Origin of the sequence: Micromonospora arborensis, from assembly GCF_003205615.1 — a bacterium.
Lineage (GTDB): Bacteria > Actinomycetota > Actinomycetes > Mycobacteriales > Micromonosporaceae > Micromonospora > Micromonospora arborensis.
The window spans coordinates 51,208-72,348 of sequence record NZ_PYBV01000033.1; the positions used below are offsets into that span (position 1 = coordinate 51,208).

Sequence of the window (21,141 nt, forward strand, 5' to 3'; positions counted from 1 at the left end):
CGAGGAACGCAGCGCAGCGGAGTCCCGCAGTCGCGAACGGAAGGCGGGCACGGTGAGTCTCAGCAAGGACCTCAGCCGCGCTCAGGTCAAGGCGGAGACGCTGATCGAGGCGCTGCCGTGGTTGGCGCGTTTCTCCGGCTCCACGGTCGTGGTCAAGTACGGCGGCAACGCCATGACCGATCCGGAGTTGCAGCGGACGTTCGCCGCGGACATGGTCTTCCTGCGCTACGCCGGTCTCAGGCCCGTGGTGGTGCACGGCGGTGGTCCGCAGATCTCCGCCATGCTGGGCCGGCTCGGGATCGCCAGCGAGTTCCGGGGTGGTCTGCGGGTGACCACCGCCGAGGCGATGGACGTGGTCCGGATGGTGCTGGTCGGGCAGGTCGGCCGCGAGTTGGTCGGTCTGATCAATTCGCACGGTCCGTACGCGGTGGGCCTGTCCGGCGAGGACGCCCGGCTGTTCACCGCGGTGCGCCGCCCGGCGTACGTGGACGGGCTGCCGGTCGACGTCGGCCAGGTCGGCGACGTCGAGTCGGTCGACGTGTCCGCGGTGACCGACCTGATCGAGGCTGGCCGGATCCCGGTGATCTCCACGGTGGCGCCGGACGTGGACGGGGTGCTGCACAACCTCAACGCGGACACCGCTGCCGCCGCGCTGGCCATCGCGTTGCAGGCCCGCAAGCTCGTCGTGCTCACCGATGTGGCCGGCCTGTACGCGGACTGGCCGGACACCTCGAGCCTGGTCTCCGAGATCGCCGCGGACGACCTGGCCAAGCTGCTGCCCCGCCTGGAGTCGGGCATGGTGCCGAAGATGGAGGCCTGCCTGCGGGCGGTGCGTGGGGGAGTGCCCGCCGCGCACGTCGTCGACGGTCGGGTGGCGCACTCCACGTTGTTAGAGGTGTTCACCTCGGAAGGGTTCGGGACGATGGTGGTGCCAGGAGACGGGACGGTCGTGTCATGAGCACGTTGGTGCAGCGCTGGACGCAGTCCATGATGGGCAACTACTCCACGCCGCAGTTGGCGCTGGTCTCCGGTTCCGGTGCCGTCGTGGTCGACGACGCCGGCCGCGAATACCTTGACCTGCTCGGTGGCATCGCGGTGAACGCCCTCGGCCACGCCCACCCGGCCGTGGTGGCCGCGGTGTCGAAGCAGGTCGCGACCCTCGGGCACGTCTCCAACATCTACGCCGCGGAGCCGCCGGTCGCCCTGGCAGAGCTGCTGCTGGCGTTGGCCGGCCGGCCCGGCCGGGTCTTCCTGTCCAACTCGGGCGCGGAGGCGAACGAGGCGGCGTTCAAGCTGTCACGGCAGACCGGGCGCACCCACGTGGTCGCCACCCGGGGCGGCTTCCACGGCCGCACCATGGGTGCTCTCGCGCTGACCGGCCAGCCGGCCAAGGCCGACCCGTTCCGGCCGCTGCCGGGCGAGGTGACCCACATCGACTTCGGCGACGTGGCTGCCCTCGAGGCGGCCGTCAGTGACGCCACCGCCATGGTGATCCTGGAGCCGATCCAGGGCGAGAACGGCGTGATCGTGCCGCCGGCCGGCTACCTCGCCGCGGCACGCCAGATCACCGCCCGGCACGGGGCACTGCTGGTCCTCGACGAGGTGCAGACCGGCATCGGTCGTACCGGGCACTGGTTCGCGCACCAGGCCGACGGCGTGGAGCCGGACGTGGTCACCCTGGCCAAGGGGCTGGGTGGCGGGCTGCCCATCGGGGCCACGCTGGCCTTCGGCCGGGCCGCGGACCTGCTCACCCCGGGCTCGCACGGCACCACCTTCGGCGGCAACCCGGTCAGCTGCGCGGCTGCGCTCGCTGTGGTGGCGACGATCGCCAACGAGGGCCTGCTCGACCACGTCAAGCGGGTCGGGGAGCGGTTGCGGCGCGGCATCGAGGCGCTGGGTCACCCGCTGATCGACGGCGTACGCGGCGCCGGGCTGCTCCTCGGTGTGACGCTCACCGCGCCGGTGGCGCCGGTGCTCGCCGAGGCGTTGCGGGAGGCCGGCTTCCTGGTCAACCCGGTGCAGCCGGGTGTGCTCCGGCTGGCCCCGCCGCTGATCCTCACCGCCGCCCAGGCGGACGCCTTCGTCGCCGCGCTGCCCGCCGCCCTGGACGCGACCTCCCCGGCAGCAGCCGGTGCGGGGTTCACGCAAGCCACGACCACCACCACCATCACCACGGGGACGACCGCATGACCCGGCACTTCCTGCGCGACGACGACCTCTCGCCCGCCGAGCAGTCCACGGTCCTCGACCTGGCGGCCCGGATGAAGGCGGACCGGTTCGGCCACCGGCCGCTGGCGGGCCCCCGCTCGGTGGCGGTGCTCTTCGACAAGCAGAGCCTGCGGACCAGAATCTCGTTCGACGCCGGGATCGCCGAACTGGGCGGGCACCCCCTGGTCGTGGACACGCAGGTCACCCACTTCGGCCGGGGTGAGTCCCTCGCGGACGCGGGGCGCGTGCTGTCCCGCTACGTCGCGGCCATCGTGCTGCGGACCCACGGCGACGACCGGATCGCCGAGGTGGCGAGCGGCGCCACCGTGCCCGTGATCAACGCGCTGACCGACGGTTTCCACCCGTGCCAGTTGCTGGCCGACCTGCTCACCGTCCGCGAGCGGTGCGGCGGCACGGCCGGCCGCACCCTGACGTACGTGGGGGACGGGGCGAACAACATGGCGCAGTCGTACCTGCTGGCCGGGGCGATGGCCGGGATGCACGTGCGGATCGCCGGGCCGGTCGGGTTCGCGCCCGACCCGGCCGTGGTGGAGCGGGCGGCGCAGATCGCCGCCGGCACCGGCGGGTCGGTGCGGGTGTTGACCGACCCGGTCCAGGCGGTACGCGACGCGGACGTGCTGGCCACCGACACCTGGACGTCGATGGGCCAGGAGGCCGACGGGCTGGACCGGATCACCCCGTTCCTGCCGTACCAGGTCAACAAGGAACTGCTCGGCCAGGCCGCGCCGGACGCGATCGTGCTGCACTGCCTGCCCGCACACCGCGGCGAGGAGATCACCGCCGAGGTGCTTGACGGCCCGCAGAGCGCGGTCTTCGACCAGGCGGAGAACCGGCTGCACGCCCAGAAGGCACTGCTGACCTTCCTGCTCGCGACCGCGACCGGTGGCACCGCGATCGGTGGCACCGCGATCGGTGGCACCGCGACCGGGGAGCTCCGGTGACCGCGCCACTGACCCGCGCGGCCCGGCACGCCCGGATCGTGGAACTGATCCGCGACGGGGCGATCCGGTCCCAGACCGAGCTGGCCGACCGGCTCGCCGCCGACGGTGTCGGCGTCACCCAGGCCACCCTCTCGCGGGACCTGGAGGAGTTGGGTGCGGTCAAGGTGCGCGGCGGCGACGGCCCGGCCGTCTACCTGATCCCCGAGGACGGCCAACGGCCGCTGCGCGACGCCGAGGCCGCACCGGCCCGGCTGGTGCGGTTGCTGCGCGAACTGCTCAACGGCGTCGACTCCAGCGGCAACATCGCCGTACTGCGTACCCCGCCGGGCGCAGCCCAGTACCTCGCCAGCGCGTTGGACCGAGCGGGCCTCCCCGAGATCGTCGGCACCATCGCCGGCGACGACACCATCCTCGTCGTGGCCCGCGAGGCCGTCGGCGGGGCCGCACTCGGTGACAAGCTCGCCGGCTGGGCCCGCCGGGAAGACACCGTTGAAGGGAACACACCATGACCGAGCGGGTCGTGCTTGCGTACTCCGGAGGGTTGGACACCTCCGTCGCCATTCCCTACCTGGCCGAGCAGACCGGCGCCGAGGTGATCGCGGTCGCGGTCGACGTCGGCCAGGGCGGCGAGGACCTCGACGCCATCCGGCAGCGCGCCCTGGACTGTGGCGCCGCGGAGTCCGAGGTCATCGACGCGCGTGACGAGTTCGCCGCCGACTACTGCCTGCCGGCCATCCGGGCCAACGCCCTCTACATGGACCGCTACCCGCTGGTGTCGGCGCTGTCCCGGCCGCTGATCGTGAAGCACCTGGTGGCCGCGGCGCGCCGGCACGGCGGCACGATCGTGTCGCACGGCTGCACCGGCAAGGGCAACGACCAGGTCCGGTTCGAGGTGGGCCTGAACGCGCTCGCCCCCGACCTGAAGATCATCGCGCCGGCCCGGGACTTCGCCTGGTCGCGGGACAAGGCGATCGCCTTCGCCGAGGAGAAGGGCCTGCCGATCGAGGTGTCGGCCAAGTCCCCGTACTCGATCGACCAGAACCTGTGGGGCCGCGCGGTGGAGACCGGCTTCCTGGAGGACATCTGGAACGCCCCCATCGAGGACCTCTACTCGTACACTGCCGACCCGGCGCAGGACCGCGACGCCGACGAAATCGTGATCACCTTCGACGGCGGCGTGCCGGTGGCGATCGACGGTGAGACGGTCACCCCGTACCAGGCGATCCTGGAGCTGAACCGGCGTGCCGGCGCGCAGGGCGTGGGCCGGCTCGACATGGTCGAAGATCGCCTCGTAGGCATCAAGAGCCGCGAGGTGTACGAGGCTCCCGGCGCGATCGCGCTGATCACCGCCCACCAGGAGTTGGAGGCGGTGACCGTGGAACGGGATCTGGCCCGGTTCAAGAAGAGCGTCGACCAGCGCTGGGGCGAGCTCGTCTACGACGGCCTGTGGTTCTCGCCGTTGAAGGAGTCGTTGGACGCGTTCATCGACGACGCGCAGCGGCACGTGAGCGGCGAGGTACGGATGATCCTGCACGGCGGCCGGGCCACCGTCACCGGTCGGCGCTCCGAGGCGAGCCTCTACGACTTCGGGATGGCCACCTACGACACCGGCGACACCTTCGACCAGTCTCTGGCGAAGGGTTTCGTGCAGTTGTGGGGCCTTCCGAGCCGGATGGCGTCCGCGCGGGACGCCCGGGTCGGCGGTGCCTGATCGTGGGAACCACAATGGGTAGCGTGGACGACAAGAGCCTGACCGAGAACAGCGCAGCCACCAACCGGACGAGCCTGTGGGGTGGTCGCTTCGCTGGCGGCCCCGCCGAGGCACTCGCGCGACTGTCGGTGAGCGTGCAGTTCGACTGGCGCCTGGCCCCGTACGACATCGCCGGCTCCCGGGCGCATGCCCGGGTCCTCGCCGGTGCCGGCCTGCTCGACCCCGAGGAGTTGGGTCGGATCCTGGCCGCCCTGGACGACCTGGAGGCCGCGTGTGCCTCCGGCGCGTTCCGTCCCACCATCGACGACGAGGACGTGCACACCGCGCTGGAGCGCGGACTGCTGGAACGCCTCGGCAGCCTCGGTGGCAAGCTGCGTGCCGGCCGGTCCCGCAACGACCAGGTCGCCACGGACCTGCGGCTCTACCTGCGTGACCACGCCCGGGGCGTGGCCAGCCGCGTCGTCGAGCTGGCCGAGGCGTTGGTCGAGCAGGCCGAGCGGCACGTCGACACGGCCGCGCCCGGCATGACGCATCTCCAGCACGCCCAGCCGGTGACCTTCGGGCACTGGCTGCTCGCCCACGTCCAGCCGCTGCTGCGGGATTTGGAGCGGCTGCGCGACTGGGACCACCGGGCGGCGATCAGCCCACTCGGCGCGGGCGCCCTCGCTGGTTCCGGGCTCCCCCTGGATCCGGTGGCCGTGGCCAAGGAGCTGGGCTTCCGGACGTCGTTCGCCAACTCGATGGACGCCGTCGCCGACCGGGACTTCGTCGCCGAGTTCCTCTTCACCACCGCCATGATCGGGGTGCACCTCTCCCGGCTCGGCGAGGAGGTCGTGCTCTGGACCTCGCACGAGTTCGGCTGGGTGGAGCTGGACGACTCGTTCGCCACCGGGTCGTCGATCATGCCGCAGAAGAAGAACGCGGACATCGCCGAGCTGGCCCGCGGTAAGTCCGGCCGGTTGATCGGCGGTCTGGTGACCGTGCTCACCATGCTCAAGGGCCTGCCGATGACCTACGACCGGGACATGCAGGAGGACAAGGAGCCGGCCTTCGACGCGGTCGACACCCTGGAGCTGCTGCTCCCCGCCCTGGCGGGAATGATCTCCACGATGACGGTCCGGGTGGACCGGCTCGTCGCCGCCGCGCCGGTCGGCTTCTCCCTCGCCACCGAGGTCGCCGACTGGCTGGTCCGGCGCAACGTGCCGTTCCGTGACGCGCACGAGATCACCGGCCGGCTGGTGGCGCTCTGCGCCGCCCGGGAATGCGAGCTGGAGGACGTCTCCGACGACGACCTGGCCGCCGTCAGCGAGCACCTCGACCCGTCGGTTCGCGACGTGCTCTCGGTCCGCTCGGCCCTCGCGGCCCGGACCACCCCCGGCTCGACCGGCCCTGGCCCGGTCGCCGACCAGCTCGCCGCCGCGGCGGACCGGCTGGCCGGCTGGCGGGAGTGGGCCACCGAACGGGTCGTCCCGCGCTGAGACCACCGTGGCGTCGGCGCATGCCGCCGACGCCACGGCCGGTTCAGGCCGTCGGGCGCTCCCGCTTCGGGAGCTTCGCCACCACCATGTCGTACGACGCGTCGACCGCCTCGGTCAACTCCTCGTCGTCGATGCCGCCGTCCAGTCGTAGCGTGTTCCACCCGGACCGACCGATGTAGGCCATCACCCGGGCGTCGTCGGGGTGCCGGTGCAGCCACTCGTCGGCCACCTCGCGGGTCGGCCCGCACTTGATGCCGACGGTCGGCTTGCCCTCGCCGCTGCCGAGGAACGCGAAGATCCGGCTGCCCACCTTCACCACCTCGTCGCCCTCCCACGGCCGGTCCAGCCACGCTCCCGGCTTGGCCAGGCAGTACGCCAGCATCTCCGCGCGCTCCATGGGTGCCTCCTCGTCGTGGGCACAGTCTGCCCGCCCGGCGACCGGGAGGCACGCGCCGTGCCGATCCACCCCCGCGCTGCCTGCGCTGCCTGCGCTGGGCGCGCTGTGCGCGTTGCTCGCGCTGTGCGCGTTGCTCGCGCTGTGCGCGTTGCTCGCGCTGGGCGCGTTGCTCGCGCTGGGCGCGCCGCAAGATCGTGCTCGAACCAGGATCTAGTGGCTTCGGCTGCGTTGGAGGCCACTGCTTCCATGTTCGAGCACGATCTTGGAGGTGCGAGCGCGGTCGTCAGCGGGTAGACGTCCGGCTTCCGGGCGTGTGCACGGTCGTCAGCGGCTGGACGCGGACGAGCCCGGACACGGGAGCGGGTGGGAGCCGGCGGTGCCCGGTGCGAGCGCGATCCCGCCGCGGAGTCGCGGGTGCCGGTCAGCCGGTCTGGTCGGCCGAGCGGGCGGCGACCCGCTCGTAGCGCTGCCGGGCCGCCTGCGCGCTGCCCAGGCCCAGCCCGTACGCGATGGCCTGCCAGGTCAGCCCCCGGTCACGGGCCAGCGTCAACAGCCCGGCCTCCAGGGCGTCCAGCTCGGCGCGGACGTGTGGCAGCAGGGTCAGGGCGGCGGTGAGGTCGGCGGCGTCGACCGGCTCCTCCGTGGGCTCCCGCTCGGCTCCGCCGGCGGCCAGCGCGGTGACCAGGGCGACCGCCTCCCACGGGTCGAGCACGTACGGGTGGGCCCAGCGCCCGCGCTGAGTGTCGGTGCCGGCGTGCCGCTCGCTGATGCGTTGCAAGGCCTCGTAGGTGCGGTGGGCGCGGGCACGGGCCGGGTGGGGCGCGGTGAACGGATCGTCCGTCGTCATGCCCCGAGCACACACCATCAACACATGCTTGTCAACATAGTGTTGAAGTCTTGCGGGTCAAAGCGGGTCGAACTTGCCGATCCTCGTCGCCCGACGTTTCCTGGACCCGTGGACTACTCGTGGCTGCACGCCCCCGCCGCCCAGGTGCCCGAGACGGCACAGACGCTGCTCGGCTGGGAGATCACCGCCGGAGGCGTCCGGGTCAGGCTGACCGAGGTCGAGGCGTACGCGGGCACGGGGGAGGACCCCGCGTCACACGCTCATCGCGGGTCCACCCCCCGCACCGCGGTCATGTTCGGCCCGGCCGGGTACGCCTACACGTACTTCGTGTTCGGCGTGCACTGGTGCCTGAACATCGTGTCCGGTGCCGAGGGGGAGGCGGCGGCCGTCCTGCTGCGAGCGGGTGAGGTCGTCGACGGCCTGGACATCGCCCGCGAGCGCCGAGGGGACGTACCCGATCGAGACCTCGCTCGTGGGCCCGCTCGGTTGGTGGTCGCCCTCGGGATCACCGCCGCGGCCAATGGCACCTCCATGATCGACGGCAACGGTCCGCTCCTGTTGACGTCGCCGACACGCCCGGTCAGTCGGTCGACCATCTCTGCCGGCCCCCGGGTCGGGGTGGCCGCGGCGCATGACATCCCGTGGCGCTTCTGGATCACCGACGATCCCACCGTCAGTAGTTACCGCCGGCACGTGCCCCGTCGGCGGCCCGCGAGGAAGCCGGCACAGTAGTCCGACTCACCGATCAGGTGCGGAGACCCCGCCGACGAGGCAGTGTGGGTGGGTCGCTCAGCCGTACGCGCGGATGACGCGGCCGGTGTCGTTGCCTTCGACGCAGCGCAGGTAGTGGTCGACGAGTTGATCCATCGGCACTGGACGCAGGCCGGGGAAGTGTTCGCCGTGGGTGTCGACGGAGTCGTCGATCATCGTGGGGCTGACGACATTGATCCGCATACCCCGTGGCAGCTCGATCGCGGCGGACAGAGCAAAGCTGTGCAGGGCGCCGCTGATGACGCCGCCGCCGGTCACGTGCGGCCATGCCTGGTCGGCGAAGATGCCGGACGTCAGCGTGAAGGAGGCACGATCGGCGCAGTGGTGCTGGCCGGTGAGGACCAGGTCGACCTGCCCGAAGAACTTGGCTCGCATGTTCTCGTACAGCGCGTCCGGTGTCAGTGTCGTGAACTCGTCGAGCGCACCGTGCGCGGCGATGCTGACGACGCTGTCGACCGTCCCGACCTCGTGGTACATGGCCTCGATGGTGGCGTGTGCGGTGAGGTCGACGTGCACGCTGCCCGAGGTACGGCCGGCCACGACGACGTCGTGACCGTTGGATCGCAGCGCGGGCACCAGTCGTCGTCCGATGGTGCCCGCGCCGCCGACGACGATGATCCTCATCGTGGTTCTCCTCCCGAGGTCGGCTCGACTGAGCGGAGTCCCGCCCGCAGTGCCGGCATCGACTCCACGGCTGACCGGCTCACGCCAGCCGATCGGGCAACGGGGCGAGCGCGTAGTTGTTCCACACGTAGTTGTCCATCTGATGCTGGTCGGCGGAGAGGTTGACCACCCGGTCGATCTTGCCTTCGGCGGTGAAGTGCCACACCAGTGCCCACAGGGTGTCGACCTTGCCGATGCCCTCGGTGGTCCAGCCGCGGTGGATGTCGACCACGTACCCCTCGTTGGCTTCCAGGAACAATGGTTCGGCCTGGAATCCGGCCCTGCCCAACTCGGTGAAGAAGGCCGCGACCTCCTCCACGCCCCGCTTGGTGCCGGACAGCGGGTGGTGGCCGGGGATGGTCCACTCGACGTCATCGGTCAGCACGGCCCGCATGGCCGGGATGTCGTAGCTCGCGTAGGCGGTGAAGAACCTGTTGATCGTGTCGATCTTCGACGTCTTGTCGCTCATGGGGTTCCGCTCCAGCCGCTGTTTCTGTTGACGTGGTGAATCCTGGGTCCCCCCGGTCGCGACCGTCCAATACCTGCATCCATAACCTGGCGGCATGGATGTCGACACACGGCTGCTGCGCTACTTCGCTGTGGTCGCGGAGGAAGGCCATCTCACCCGGGCGGCAGGGCGGCTGTTCGTGTCCCAGCCGGCGTTGACCAAGCAGGTCAAGCAGTTGGAGACCCAACTCGGGGTCGAGTTGTTCACCCGGTCCCGGGCTGGCATGGCCCTCACCGAGGCGGGGCGCAGCCTGGCCGAACGGGCACCGGCCGTGCTGCAGGCGTGGGACCTGGCGCTGCGCGAGACACGCCGCGCGTCCAGCCGGGCCGCTCACGTGCTGCGTGTCGGGTTCGTGGCCAGCGCCGCCAACGAGAGCACGCAGACGATCGTGGCGGCGTTCACACGCCGCCGTCCCAGCTGGCGAGTGGACATGCGCCAGACCGACTGGTCCGATCCGACCGCCGGGTTGGCCGACGGGCTGGTGGACGTCGCGCTGCTGCGACTGCCGCTTCCGGGACAGGACCAGCTGCGGGTGGAGGTCGTACTCACCGAGCCGCGTTGGGTCGCCCTGCCCAGCTCTCACCCACTCGCCGAACTCGCCGAGATCCCGTTCCAGCGGTTGTGGGACGAGCCCTTCATCGCCACACCGCCAGAGTCGGGCTGGTGGCGTGACTACTGGCTGGCCACCGACGAACGCGATGGTCACGAGGTCCGCATCGGTGCGGTCGCCCGCAACCCGGATGAGTGGCTCTCGGCCATCGCCAACGGTTACGGCGTCAGCCTCACCCCGGAAGCCACCGCCCGCTTCTACCAGCGTCCCGGGGTCATCTACCGGCCCGTCACGGGTGTCAGCCCCAGCCAGGTCGGGGTCGCCTGGGCCCCCGCCGATGACGACAACCAGGTGGTCGGCGACTTCGTCCGTGCCTGCCTCCAACACCGTGCCTCCCCGGACATGCCTGGCGGATGAGACCACCTGTGCGGTAGCGGCGGTCGGCCGTCGGGGCTCTGGTCAGGTGCGCGGCCGGAACGGGGCGAGGGTGGCACGGATCTGGTCCGCCGCGCCCCAGTCGTCGTCGAACTGGGCCAGCACGGCGAGGTGTTGTCGCAGCTGGATGATCGGCATGCGGGTCCGCCAGTCGCTGTCGAGCGAGGTCAGCTCCGCATAGACCGCGAAGAACCGTTGCGCCTCGGGCGGGGGCGAGGTGGACCACACATGGGCGAGGTCGACCTCGGCCCACAGGTAGGACACGGCCGGGTCGATCAGCGCGGGCTGCCCGTCCGGGGTGGCCAGGATGTTCTGTGCCCACAGGTCGCCGTGCGTCAGGCAGGCCGGCCGGTCCGGCAGCAGGTCGGGCAGGCGGCGGCACAGCCGCTCCAGCGCCGCCCGGTCCGCGGAATCGAGTGCCGCCTCGACGCGGGGCTGCCCGAGCCACCGAAGCAGCCGGTGCTGTGCGAAGAACGCGAAGCCGTCGTCGTCGAACGTATTGATCTGGCGGCGGCGACCCAGCCAGTTGTCGCGGTGCCAGCCGAAGCGGGGATGCGTCGTGCTCAGGTGCATGTGGGCGAGCGCGTGTGCGAACTGTTCCCAGAAGGTCTCGCTGTGCGGCCTCGGGCGAAGCACCGACAGGACAAGCAGCTCCCGCCCGGCCATGATCACCTCGGGTGTCGCCACGCCGCCGAACTCGCGCAGGGCGGTCAGTCCTTCGGCCTCCGCCACGAAGACGTCGTCGGCCGGCGCGTCGGCGAAGGCCTTGACGAACACCGGCGGCGCGTCCCGGCGGGTCGCTATCCCGGCGAGCGCCGCGACCCCGCCCGTCGCCGGCTCCACTGTGACGACGTCGCGTATTCCGGCCCGGAGCAGGCGCTCCACCAGGAATGTCGCCGAACGCATCCGGTGATCTTAGGAGTTCGACGGTTCGAGGGGGAGGGCTGGCGGCCCCGAGGTGTGATCGTACGAATGTGTCGGTGGGTGTGTCCATAATCACTGGATCTGCTCACGGACGGTTCGGAGGACGTTATGGCAACGCTGCTCGCGATCGGCACGGCCAAGGGGTTGTTTCTCGCCACCAGCGGCGACGACCGGCGTACCTGGGAGATCACCGGCCCCCACTTCCCGATGACCGGCGTCTACGCGGTCGCGGTCGACACCCGTCGTTCCACCCCGCGGCTGCTCGCCGGGATGACCAGCTCACACTTCGGGCCCAGCGTCGCCACCAGCGACGACCTCGGCGCCTCCTGGGACGAGCCCGACCAGGCGCCGGTCGCGTTCCCGGCCGACACCGGCGTATCCCTCGGGCGGGTCTGGCAGCTGATGCCGGCCGGTCCCGACCAGCCCGACGTGGTCTGGGCCGGCACCGAGCCGTCCGCGCTGTTCAAGTCCACCGATGGTGGCCGCAGCTTCGAGCTGGTCCGCTCCCTCTGGGACCACCCGCACCGCCCGCAGTGGGAGGCCGGCTTCGGCGGCCAGGCCATCCACACCGTGCTGCCCCACCCGCGTGACCCGGCCCGGCTGCTGGTCGCCATGTCCACCGGCGGCGTCTACCGCTCGGAGGACGCCGGCGCGAGCTGGGCGCCGGGCAACACGGGCATCCGCGCCTACTTCATGCCCAACGAGTGGCCGGAGTTCGGCCAGTGCGTGCACAAGGTCGCCCGGGACGCCGGCAACCCCGAGCGGCTGTACGCGCAGAACCACCACGGCGTCTACCGCTCCGACGACGACGGCCGCACCTGGTCCTCGATCGCCGACGGGCTGCCCAGCGACTTCGGCTTCCCGATGGTGGCCCACCCGAGGCGGGGCGGCATGGTGTGGACCTTCCCGTTGGTGGCCGACAGCGAGCGGTTCCCGGCCGACCACCGCTGCCGGGTGTTCCGCTCCGCCGACGCCGGCGGCAAGTGGGAGCCGCTGTCGGTGGGGCTGCCCGAGGGACCGTTCTATCCGGCGGTGTTGCGCGACGCGATGTGCGCCGACGAGGCCACCCCCGGTGGGGTCTACTTCGGCACCCGCTCCGGCTCGGTTTACGCCAGTCGCGACGAGGGCGACTCCTGGTCCCTTGTGGCGGCACACCTGCCGGACGTGCTCTGCGTTCGTGCCGCGGAGGTCTGAGCGTGGTCACCGTGCTGCTGCCCGGCCCGCTGCGCGGCGAGGCCGGCGGTGCGAGTCGGCTGAGCATCACCGCCGCCGGAACGCTGCGGGCGGTCCTCGACGAGGTGGCCACCGAGCATCCGCGGCTGGCCCGACGGATCCGCGACGAGCGAGGCGAACTGCGCCGTTACGTCAACATCTTCGTCGACGGTGAGGACTGCCGGCACTCGGGCGGTCTGGCCACCCCGGTCGCCGACGACGCCGAGGTGCAGGTGTTGCCGTCGGTCGCCGGCGGTTGAGCCGATTACGGGTCACCCGCGTCCGCCCTGGCATGGCGGGCGGCGCCGTGCCTGATCCACTCCGTGTCGGCGAGGTGGCGGTGTCCCGGGCTCCGGATACCGCAAGGTCGCGGACCTGGAGTTGATCTCGACAATGGTGGTCGTGGTCGACGCGCGGCAGCCGGTTCGTCGGGCAGGTGGATCTGCGGCGGGCCGGGTGGCCTCTTTGTCCGACCTGCCCCTCGGGCCGAGCTCGGTTGCCGGCCGATCGTCCGTGTCCGGGAGTGACCGGCGCCACTGCGAGCCATGCCCCGTACGGAATAGTTGCGGCGTCAAATAAGTTGTGAGCTGCGTCCGGGTGACCACGAAGGTCCCGGTTCGACAAGCGAGGAGCTGGTCATGCAGTTCGGAGTCTTTACCGTCGGCGACGTCACGGTTGACCCGACCACCGGGCGGGAGCCGACCGAGCATGAGCGGATCAAGGCGATGGTCGCCATCGCGCTCAAGGCCGAAGAGGTCGGTCTGGACGTCTTCGCCGCCGGCGAGCACCACAACCCGCCGTTCGTGCCCTCGTCACCGACCACCATGCTCGGCCACATCGCGGCGCGTACCGAGCGGCTGCTGCTGTCCACCGCGACCACGCTGATCACCACCAACGACCCGGTGAAGATCGCCGAGGACTACGCGATGCTGCAGCACCTGTCCGACGGTCGGGTGGACCTGATGATGGGCCGCGGCAACACCGGCCCGGTCTACCCGTGGTTCGGTAAGGACATCCGCGCCGGGATCCCCCTCGCGATCGAGAACTACGACCTGCTGCACCGGCTGTGGCGCGAGGACGTGGTCGACTGGAAGGGCAAGTACCGCACCCCGTTGCAGTCGTTCACCTCGACGCCGCGCCCGCTCGACGGCGTGCCCCCGTTCGTCTGGCACGGCTCGATCCGCAGCCCGGAGATCGCCGAGCAGGCCGCCTACTACGGCGACGGCTTCTTCGCCAACCACATCTTCTGGCCCAAGGAGCACACCCAGCGGATGGTGGAGCTCTACCGCCAGCGGTACGCGCACTACGGCCACGGCACCGCCGACCAGGCCATCGTCGGTCTCGGCGGGCAGGTGTTCATGCGACGCAACTCGCAGGACGCGGTCCGCGAGTTCCGGCCGTACTTCGACAACGCCCCGGTCTACGGGCACGGGCCGTCGCTGGAGGAGTTCACCCGGGAGACGCCGCTGACCGTGGGCAGCCCGCAGCAGGTCATCGACCGTACGCTGGGCTTCCGCGAGTACGTCGGCGACTACCAGCGGCAGCTGTTCCTGATGGACCACGCGGGCCTGCCCCTGAAGACCGTGCTGGAGCAGCTCGATCTGCTCGGCGAGGAGGTCGTGCCGGTGCTGCGCAAGGAGTTCGCCGCGCTGCGTCCCGCGCACGTGCCGGAGGCGCCGACCCACGCCTCGATGGTCGCCGCGGCCGGTGGCGCCAAGGACAGCACCGTCCACGCCGTCGACGACGTGACGGGCAAGGCGCCGGAGGTGACCCGATGACGCACCGCACCCTGGCTGTGGTCTCGGCGGGGCTGAGTCAGCCCTCGTCGACCCGGCTGCTCGCCGACCAACTCGCCGCGGCCACCCGCGACGAGCTGGTCCGGCGCGGCTCCGAGGTGGAGCTGCACGTCGTCGACCTGCGGGAGTACGCCCACGACGTGGTGAACAACATGCTCACCGGGTTTCCGCCGACGGCGCTGCGCGAGGCCATCGACGCGGTGACCGGGGCGGACGGGATCATCGCCGTCACCCCGATCTTCAGCGCCTCCTACAACGGCCTGTTCAAGTCCTTCTTCGACGTGTTGGATGCCGAGTCGTTGGTCGACCGGCCGGTGCTGATCGGGGCCACCGGCGGCACCGCACGACACTCCCTGGCCCTGGAGCACGCGGTCCGACCGATGTTCGCCTACCTGCGTTCGGTGGTGGTCCCGACCGCGGTCTTCGCCGCCCCGGAAGACTGGGCGGACGGCACCGCCGACGGCGCGTTGCGTGCTCGGATCCTGCGCGGCGCCGGCGAGCTGGCCGACCAGATCGAGCGTCGGCCACCGGCCAGTGGCCCCGCCGACCCGTTCGCCCTCACCACCGACTTCCTCCAGATGCTCGGCGGAGGGCCAGACGCCCCGGTCAGCTGACCGGGTGCGGGTGGGCGACCAGCACCGGGCAGTGCGCGTGCCCGATCGCCGCCTGGCTGACCGAGCCGAGCAGCAGACCGGTGAAGCCGGCCCGGCCCCGGGTGCCCACGACCAGCAGCGACGCCGTGCCGCTGGCCTCGATGAGCCCCTGGGCCGCGCCGGCCGCCCGGACCGGATGCTCCCGCACCACCAGACCGGGGTGCGCGGCGCGAACCGCCGCGGAGGCGTCGGCCAGCAGCCGTACCGCCTCGGCCTGGTACGCGGCCTGTGACTCCTCTGCCTCCTCCGGCACCGCACGGTCCCCCTCCGACGGGCCCACGTGCACCAGCACCAGCGGCACATCCCGCAGCGCCGCCTCGTCGGCGCCGTAGCCCACGGCGAGCCGGGACGACTCGGACCCGTCGACGCCCACCAGCACCGGGCCGCCCATCGGAATCGGCTGCGCATCCGGTCGGACCACCAGCACCGGGCAGTGCGCGTGGGCGGCCACCTGCGCGCCGACCGAGCCGAGCAGCAGCCCGGCGAACCCGCCCAGCCCTCGACTGCCCACCACGACCAACTCCGCCCGGCGGGACTCCTCGACCATCGTGATGCCGGGACCGCCGGCGACCTGGCGCACCTCGACGACCAGGCCGGGCCACCGCTCAGCCAGGTCGGCCGCCGTGCGTTCCAACATTCGCTGTGCCTCCTCGGAGGGCACCGGCACCCCGACGTCGTACGGGTTGATCGGCACGCCGTAGCCGAGTGGGTGCAGGTAGCCGTGCACCAGGAGCAGCGGGCGGGACCGGAGCAGGGCGGCCCTGGCCGCGTGCTCCGCGGCGACGAGGCTGGACGGCGATCCGTCCACGCCCACCACGACGGGTCGATTCATCGGCACTCCCTGGGTCGGTCCGGTCATTGTCGACCGTTTACCTTCCGCCGGGACGCCGGACGCGCCGCCGCGCCAGCACCCGAGCCCGGCCGGCCGGCGGTCCCCACCTGCCACCGGCACTGCGTACCCTCGTCGGATGACTCCTGATCTGCGGCTGCGCCCGGTCCGCGAGGACGACCTCGTCGAGTTCTTCCTGCACCAGCAGGACCCGGAGGCCAACCGGATGGCGGCCTTCGTCGCCGAGGACCCGTCCGACCGTCGGGAGTTCGCCAAGCACTGGGCTCGGGTGCTCACCAACCCGGCGAACCGGGTCCGCACCATCGAGGTCGACGGCGAGGTGGTCGGCTACGTGAGCGCCTTCCCCGTCGGCGAGCAGACCGAGGTCAGCTACTGGATCGACCCGGCCCGTTGGGGCCGCGGTCACGCCACCGCCGCCCTGGATGCCCTGCTGCGCGAGCTGCCCCGGCCGGTGCACGCCCGCGCCGCCAAGGACAACGCCGCCTCCCTGGCGGTGCTCCGCAAGTGCGGCTTCGTCGTGATCGGTGAAGACTCGGGGTACGCCAACGGCCGCGGAGAGGACGTCGAAGAATGGCTGCTGGAGCTGCCCGCCGACGGCCCTGAGCTGGGCGGGCACTAGTCTCGCGGAGTGAACTGGTTGGATCTCGTCGGCTGGGCCGGCTCCGCGGTGCTGGTCTGGTCGCTGCTGCAGTCGCGCGTCCTGCGCCTGCGGGCGCTCAACCTCGTCGGCAGCGCCGTGCTGATCGGCTACAACGCCGCGATCGAGGTCTGGCCCATGGTCGGGCTCAACGTCGTACTCGCGGCGATCAACATCTGGTACCTGCGCGGGATGCTCGCCACCCGCCACGACGAGAAGACCTACCAGGTGGTGGAGGTCGGTGTCGGCGACCAGTTCCTCGCGCACACGCTGCGGGTGCACGCCGCCGACATCATCCGGTTCAACCCTGACTTCCACTGGGATCCGGAGGTCGCGGGACGCTCCGCGTTCCTGGTGGTCACGGCCGACGAGGTGGTCGGGGTGGTGCTGTCGCACGCCGAGGCGCGCGGAGTCGCCCAGATCGACCTGGACTACGTGACCCCGAAGTTCCGTGACTTCACCCCGGGCGAGTTCGTCTACCGGCGCAGCCACCTGTTCACCGAACGGGGCTTCCACCGGGTGGTCAGCCCACCCCGGATGGTCGCCCCGTACTACCACCGGCTCGGCTTCCGCCCGGAGGGCGACTCGTACGTCCTCGATCTGCCCGCAGCACCGGCCGCCGATCCGGCATAGCCTCGCCGGCCGCCGTTGCGGCATAGCGTCGCCGGCCGCCGTTGCGGCATAGCGTCGCCGGCCGCCGTTGCGGCATAGCGTCGCCGGCCGCCGTTGCGGCATAGCGTCGTCAGACGCCATTGCGGCGTGGCGTCGTGAGATGCCGATCCGGCGTGGCGTCGTGAGACGCCGATCCGGCGTGGCGTCGCCGGGGCAGGATTCGGCCGGCGCCGGACGGGGCAAAGACACGCCTACGCCGGGCGGGTTCGCCGAACGGCGGGCGCCGCCGTACCGGCCGGTGCCACCACCGCAGAGGGAGCGAACCGGGCGTGCAGAGCTACGGGAGCCAACTGGCCCTGGTCGGGATCCTGGTCGTGATCAACGCGCTCTTCGCCGGCAGCGAGATGGCGCTGGTGTCACTGCGGGACAGCCAGATCCAGCGGTTGGAACGCGCCAGCCGGGCCGGACGGGTGCTGGCTCGCCTCGCCAAGGACCCGAACCGCTTCCTGGCCACCATCCAGATCGGCATCACCCTGGCCGGTTTCCTGGCCTCGGCCGCCGCGGCGGTCTCGCTGGCCAAGCCCCTCGTGCCGCTGCTCGGAGTGTTCGGCGGCGCCGCCGAGACCGTGGCGATCGTGGTGGTGACTCTCGCGCTGACCTTCGTCACCCTGGTCTTCGGTGAGCTGGCACCCAAGCGGATCGCCATGCAGTCCGCCGAGCGGTGGGCGCTGCTGGTGGCGCGCCCACTCGACCTGCTCGCCAGCCTCACCCGCCCGGCCGTCTGGGCGCTCGGCGCCACCAGCGATCTGGTGGTCCGCCTGTTCGGGCTCAACCCGAAGCACCAGCCGGAGGAGATCGGCCCGGACGAGCTGCGGGACATCGTCGCTGGGAACCACGGCTTCACCAAGGAGCAGCGCACGATCATCGCCGGCGCCGTGGAGATCGCCGACCGGCGGTTGCGGGCTGTCCTCGTACCCCGGTTGCAGGTCTTCACGCTCGACAGCGGGACCACCGCGGAGGCCGCGCGGCTCGTGCTGGCCGCGACCGGGCACTCCCGGGCGCCGGTGGTGCGCCACGGCGGCCTGGACGACACGGCCGGCGTGATCCACCTGCGTGACCTCGTGGGGGTGCCCGACGATCGCCCGGTCGACGAGATCGCCCGGCCTCCGATGCTGCTGCCCGACTCGCTGCCGGTGGTGGACGCGCTGCGTCAGTTCAAGGCCGAGCGCCAGCACATCGCGCTCGTCGTGGACGAACGCGGCGCCGTCGACGGCATCGTGACGCTGGAGGACATCCTGGAGGAGATCGTCGGAGAGATCTACGACGAGACCGACCGGGACGTGAACTCGGTTCGCCGCGACCCCGACGGTGCGCTGCTGCTCCCCGGCATCTTCCCGGTGCACGACCTTCCCGACATCGGCGTGGAGCTGCCGTCGCGCCCGGCCGGTGACTACACCACCGTCGCCGGGCTGGTGCTGGCCCGACTCGGGCACATCCCCACCGTCGTCGGAGAGGACGTCACGCTGGACGGCTGGGTGCTGGTGGTGGCCGGCATCGACCACCGGGCGATCACCGAGGTACGACTCAGCCGCGTACCCGATGACACCGACACCGATCAGGCGGCGGAGCCGGTCCTGGACGAGGCCCGCAGCTGACCCGTCCCGACGAGGCCGCCGCTCAGTCGCGCGAGAGGTTCTGCAGGCGGACCTGACCCCGGGCGACCAGGCGCTCGTCGGCGTCGGTGATCTCCACCTGCCAGAGCTGCTGGCTGCGACCCCGGTGCACGGGGGTGCCGACCGCGGTCAGCTCGCCCTCGCGGACGGGCCGCAGGAAGTCGGTCTGGTTCGACACCCCGACGACCGTGCCCCGGTCGGCCAGCCAGAGCGCCCCACCGACGCTGGCCGCGGTCTCCACGACCGAGCAGTACACCCCGCCGTGCTGGATGCCGAACGGTTGGTGCAGCTCCGGACGGACCTGCCAGCTGATGACCACGTGGTCGGCGGTCGCCTCCTCGAACTTCAAGCCGAGCAGGGCGACGAAACCACCCGTCAGGTCCGGTATCTCCACGGCAAACCCCTCCTTGATCAATGGGGCGCAAGCCTAGCCTCGGCGGGTTGCGCGAAACCCGGTACGGGTCGATGCCGGCGATGGGGGAGAATCGGTGACCGTGACCGACAGTAGCCTTCCGCCGCCCGGGCGGGACTCCCTGACCGATGACCTGCTCTGGCGTGGCCTGATCCAGGACTCGACCGGCCTCGACGAGCTGCGCGAGCTGCTCGACGGCGGGAGCGCCGCCACCTACTACGTGGGCTTCGACCCGACCGCGCCGAGCCTGCACGTCGGCCACCTCATGCAGGTCACCATGGCCCGCCGGCTGCAACTCGCCGGCCACCGCCCGCTGCTGCTCGTGGGCGGGGCGACCGGGCAGATCGGCGACCCGAAGGAGACGGCCGAGCGGACGCTCAACCCGCCCGAGGTGATCGCCGGCTGGGTCGAGGTGATCCGCGACCAGCTCGCGCCCTTCGTGTCGTACACCGGTGAGAACGCGGCGCAGCTGGTCAACAACCTGGACTGGACCGGCGAGATGTCGGTGGTCGAGTTCCTGCGCGACGTGGGCAAGCACTTCCCGGTCAACAAGATGCTGGCGCGGGAGGTGGTGCGGGCGCGGTTGGAGACGGGCATCAGCTTCACCGAGTTCAGCTACCAGCTGTTGCAGGCCAACGACTTCTTCGAGCTGCACCGCCGCCACGGGTGCCAGCTCCAGTTCGGCGGGTCCGACCAGTGGGGCAACATCACCGCCGGCGTCGACTACGTGCGGCGACGGGGCGCGGGGCCGGTGCAGGCGTTCACCACGCCGTTGGTCACCAAGTCCGACGGCACGAAGTTCGGCAAGACCGAGGGCGGTGCCGTCTGGCTCGACCCGACGATGACCAGTCCGTACGCGTTCTACCAGTTCTGGCTCAACGTCGAAGACCGGGAGGTCGACCGCTACCTGCGCTACTTCAGCTTCCGCACGCGCGACGAGTTGGAGGAGTTGGCGAAGGCGACCGCCGAGCGGCCGGCGGCTCGCCTGGCGCAGCGGGCGCTCGCCGAGGAACTCACCACCTTGGTGCACGGCCCCGATGAGACCCGGCAGGCGGTCGCCGCCAGTCAGGCGCTCTTCGGGCGCGGGTCGCTGGACGACCTCGCCCCGGAGACACTGCGGGCGGCGCTTGCCGAAGCCGGGCTGGTGCGCCTTACCGGCGAATTGCCGGATGTCGCGGGCCTGCTGCGGGATTCCGGGCTCGTGAGTGGCCTCAAGGAGGCCCGTCGGGTGATCGCCGAGGGCGGCGCCTACGTCAACAACAACAGGGTTACCGAGGTGGACGCCGAGGTCTCGCCGGCCGATCTGCTGCATGGGCGATACCTGGTGCTGCGCCGTGGCAAACGCTCGTTCGCGGGCGTTGAGCTGGGTGAATAGCCGTCCGTCGACGATGTGACCGGGGACGCGTCCGGCGGATTTGACGATCATCCCGCCGGACGCGTAACTTTCTCTCTGCCAGCGCGGAACGGACGAAACAGGCGAAAGCCTGAAACGGCCGGAGCGCAGGCCAACGGCCTCGGGGCCGGGCGGGCATGCCCACCGGATCCCGGACCGGGAGGTGCCCCCAGAAACGCCGCGAGGCGGATTTGGTGCGGCGAAACCGACCGGGTAAGGTTACCAACCGGCAGGGCACCGGGCGGGTCGCGGGAAATCGCGACGGCCGGCCTGCCGAATCCATGACGAGCGCGGCGCAAGCCGGTCGAGACATGGTGCCCGCATTATCGGGTGAAGCACGACGAACCGGGAAACACCGGTTTGACACGGCGGAAACGAGCGGGTAACGTAGTAAAAGTGCCTGGCGCTGGAAAGCGCTAGGGATGCGGTACGAAAAGCCCCGAAGCGGG

General features: G+C 71.3%; 23 protein-coding genes. 16 read left to right on the plus strand and 7 right to left on the minus strand.

The genetic code is table 11. The annotated features are described in order from the left end of the window. Window positions 1-52: 52 nt before the first annotated feature. The 6 genes from argB to argH are packed head-to-tail and all read left to right on the plus strand — an operon-like array spanning window position 53 to window position 6,359. Window positions 53-958 (plus strand): acetylglutamate kinase, encoded by a 906-nt coding sequence (gene argB / locus C7C45_RS24660; protein ID WP_110566088.1) that lies wholly within the window; start codon window positions 53-55, stop codon window positions 956-958. Further along, window positions 955-2,190 (plus strand): acetylornithine transaminase, encoded by a 1,236-nt coding sequence (locus C7C45_RS24665; RefSeq protein WP_110566089.1) that lies wholly within the window; start codon window positions 955-957, stop codon window positions 2,188-2,190. Before argB ends, C7C45_RS24665 begins: the two co-directional genes overlap by 4 nt. After that, window positions 2,187-3,170, plus strand: coding sequence for an ornithine carbamoyltransferase (argF, locus tag C7C45_RS24670; RefSeq protein ID WP_110566090.1), 984 nt, complete (start codon window positions 2,187-2,189; stop codon window positions 3,168-3,170). Before C7C45_RS24665 ends, argF begins: the two co-directional genes overlap by 4 nt. Next, complete coding sequence (locus C7C45_RS24675; protein ID WP_110566091.1) at window positions 3,167-3,679, plus strand: arginine repressor; 513 nt, start codon at window positions 3,167-3,169, stop codon at window positions 3,677-3,679. The genes argF and C7C45_RS24675 overlap by 4 nt, the downstream gene beginning before the upstream one ends. After that, the gene (locus C7C45_RS24680) at window positions 3,676-4,881 is read left to right on the plus strand and encodes an argininosuccinate synthase (RefSeq protein ID WP_110566092.1); all 1,206 of its coding nucleotides are present in this window, start codon (window positions 3,676-3,678) and stop codon (window positions 4,879-4,881) included. Before C7C45_RS24675 ends, C7C45_RS24680 begins: the two co-directional genes overlap by 4 nt. A 14-nt stretch (window positions 4,882-4,895) precedes the next feature. Further along, window positions 4,896-6,359 (plus strand): argininosuccinate lyase, encoded by a 1,464-nt coding sequence (gene argH / locus C7C45_RS24685; RefSeq protein ID WP_110566093.1) that lies wholly within the window; start codon window positions 4,896-4,898, stop codon window positions 6,357-6,359. A gap of 43 nt (window positions 6,360-6,402) precedes the next feature. Here argH and C7C45_RS24690 read toward each other — a convergent pair whose 3' ends face one another. Continuing rightward, window positions 6,403-6,756, minus strand: a complete 354-nt coding sequence (locus C7C45_RS24690; RefSeq protein WP_110566094.1) for an MmcQ/YjbR family DNA-binding protein — start codon at window positions 6,754-6,756, stop codon at window positions 6,403-6,405. A 421-nt stretch (window positions 6,757-7,177) separates the two neighbouring features. Next, the gene (locus tag C7C45_RS24695; protein WP_110566095.1) at window positions 7,178-7,603 is read right to left on the minus strand and encodes a DNA-binding protein; all 426 of its coding nucleotides are present in this window, start codon (window positions 7,601-7,603) and stop codon (window positions 7,178-7,180) included. Between the two features lie 108 nt (window positions 7,604-7,711). On the opposite strand from C7C45_RS24695, the gene C7C45_RS24700 reads away from it, so the two are divergent. Continuing rightward, on the plus strand, window positions 7,712-8,335 hold the full coding sequence (locus tag C7C45_RS24700) for a DNA-3-methyladenine glycosylase (RefSeq protein WP_110566096.1): 624 nt from the start codon (window positions 7,712-7,714) through the stop codon (window positions 8,333-8,335). A 57-nt stretch (window positions 8,336-8,392) separates the two neighbouring features. On the opposite strand, the gene C7C45_RS24705 is transcribed toward C7C45_RS24700, so the two are convergent. Together C7C45_RS24705 and C7C45_RS24710 are read right to left on the minus strand one after the other, a co-directional pair. Next, window positions 8,393-8,998, minus strand: a complete 606-nt coding sequence (locus C7C45_RS24705) for a short chain dehydrogenase (RefSeq protein WP_110566097.1) — start codon at window positions 8,996-8,998, stop codon at window positions 8,393-8,395. A gap of 79 nt (window positions 8,999-9,077) precedes the next feature. Beyond that, complete coding sequence (locus C7C45_RS24710) at window positions 9,078-9,506, minus strand: nuclear transport factor 2 family protein (protein ID WP_167454821.1); 429 nt, start codon at window positions 9,504-9,506, stop codon at window positions 9,078-9,080. Window positions 9,507-9,600: 94 nt separating this feature from the next. Here C7C45_RS24710 and C7C45_RS24715 point away from each other — a divergent pair, with 94 nt between their 5' ends. Next, window positions 9,601-10,512: a LysR family transcriptional regulator gene (locus C7C45_RS24715; protein WP_110566099.1), complete on the plus strand. Its 912-nt coding sequence runs from the start codon at window positions 9,601-9,603 to the stop codon at window positions 10,510-10,512. 42 nt (window positions 10,513-10,554) lie between these two features. On the opposite strand, the gene C7C45_RS24720 is transcribed toward C7C45_RS24715, so the two are convergent. Then, a complete protein-coding gene (locus C7C45_RS24720; protein WP_110566100.1) occupies window positions 10,555-11,436 on the minus strand; it encodes a fructosamine kinase family protein in 882 nt (293 codons plus the stop codon). A 126-nt stretch (window positions 11,437-11,562) separates the two neighbouring features. Between C7C45_RS24720 and C7C45_RS24725 the strand changes: the two genes are divergently transcribed. From C7C45_RS24725 to C7C45_RS24740, 4 genes are all read left to right on the plus strand, one after another. Continuing rightward, window positions 11,563-12,648: a WD40/YVTN/BNR-like repeat-containing protein gene (locus tag C7C45_RS24725; protein WP_110566101.1), complete on the plus strand. Its 1,086-nt coding sequence runs from the start codon at window positions 11,563-11,565 to the stop codon at window positions 12,646-12,648. 2 nt (window positions 12,649-12,650) lie between these two features. Beyond that, a complete protein-coding gene (locus tag C7C45_RS24730; protein ID WP_110566102.1) occupies window positions 12,651-12,926 on the plus strand; it encodes a ubiquitin-like small modifier protein 1 in 276 nt (91 codons plus the stop codon). A gap of 378 nt (window positions 12,927-13,304) precedes the next feature. Beyond that, the gene (locus C7C45_RS24735) at window positions 13,305-14,444 is read left to right on the plus strand and encodes an LLM class flavin-dependent oxidoreductase (RefSeq protein ID WP_110566103.1); all 1,140 of its coding nucleotides are present in this window, start codon (window positions 13,305-13,307) and stop codon (window positions 14,442-14,444) included. Beyond that, window positions 14,441-15,076: an FMN reductase gene (locus C7C45_RS24740; RefSeq protein WP_110566104.1), complete on the plus strand. Its 636-nt coding sequence runs from the start codon at window positions 14,441-14,443 to the stop codon at window positions 15,074-15,076. The genes C7C45_RS24735 and C7C45_RS24740 overlap by 4 nt, the downstream gene beginning before the upstream one ends. Here the strand turns inward: C7C45_RS24740 and C7C45_RS24745 are convergent. Continuing rightward, complete coding sequence (locus C7C45_RS24745; RefSeq protein WP_208641310.1) at window positions 15,069-15,953, minus strand: universal stress protein; 885 nt, start codon at window positions 15,951-15,953, stop codon at window positions 15,069-15,071. The two genes, C7C45_RS24740 and C7C45_RS24745, sit on opposite strands and share 8 nt — an antisense overlap. Window positions 15,954-16,083: 130 nt before the next feature. On the opposite strand from C7C45_RS24745, the gene C7C45_RS24750 reads away from it, so the two are divergent. The 3 genes from C7C45_RS24750 (at window position 16,084) to C7C45_RS24760 (ending at window position 18,869) form a co-directional block, all read left to right on the plus strand. Next, window positions 16,084-16,584 (plus strand): GNAT family N-acetyltransferase, encoded by a 501-nt coding sequence (locus C7C45_RS24750; protein WP_110566105.1) that lies wholly within the window; start codon window positions 16,084-16,086, stop codon window positions 16,582-16,584. 9 nt (window positions 16,585-16,593) lie between these two features. Then, window positions 16,594-17,235, plus strand: a complete 642-nt coding sequence (locus tag C7C45_RS24755; RefSeq protein WP_110566106.1) for a hypothetical protein — start codon at window positions 16,594-16,596, stop codon at window positions 17,233-17,235. Between the two features lie 308 nt (window positions 17,236-17,543). Next, on the plus strand, window positions 17,544-18,869 hold the full coding sequence (locus tag C7C45_RS24760) for a hemolysin family protein (protein ID WP_110566107.1): 1,326 nt from the start codon (window positions 17,544-17,546) through the stop codon (window positions 18,867-18,869). A 22-nt stretch (window positions 18,870-18,891) separates the two neighbouring features. Here the strand turns inward: C7C45_RS24760 and C7C45_RS24765 are convergent, their stop codons facing one another. Then, window positions 18,892-19,299, minus strand: a complete 408-nt coding sequence (locus tag C7C45_RS24765; protein ID WP_110566112.1) for a PaaI family thioesterase — start codon at window positions 19,297-19,299, stop codon at window positions 18,892-18,894. An 82-nt stretch (window positions 19,300-19,381) separates the two neighbouring features. Here C7C45_RS24765 and tyrS point away from each other — a divergent pair, with 82 nt between their 5' ends. Beyond that, window positions 19,382-20,674 (plus strand): tyrosine--tRNA ligase, encoded by a 1,293-nt coding sequence (gene tyrS / locus C7C45_RS24770; RefSeq protein WP_110566113.1) that lies wholly within the window; start codon window positions 19,382-19,384, stop codon window positions 20,672-20,674. Window positions 20,675-21,141: the final 467 nt, after the last annotated feature.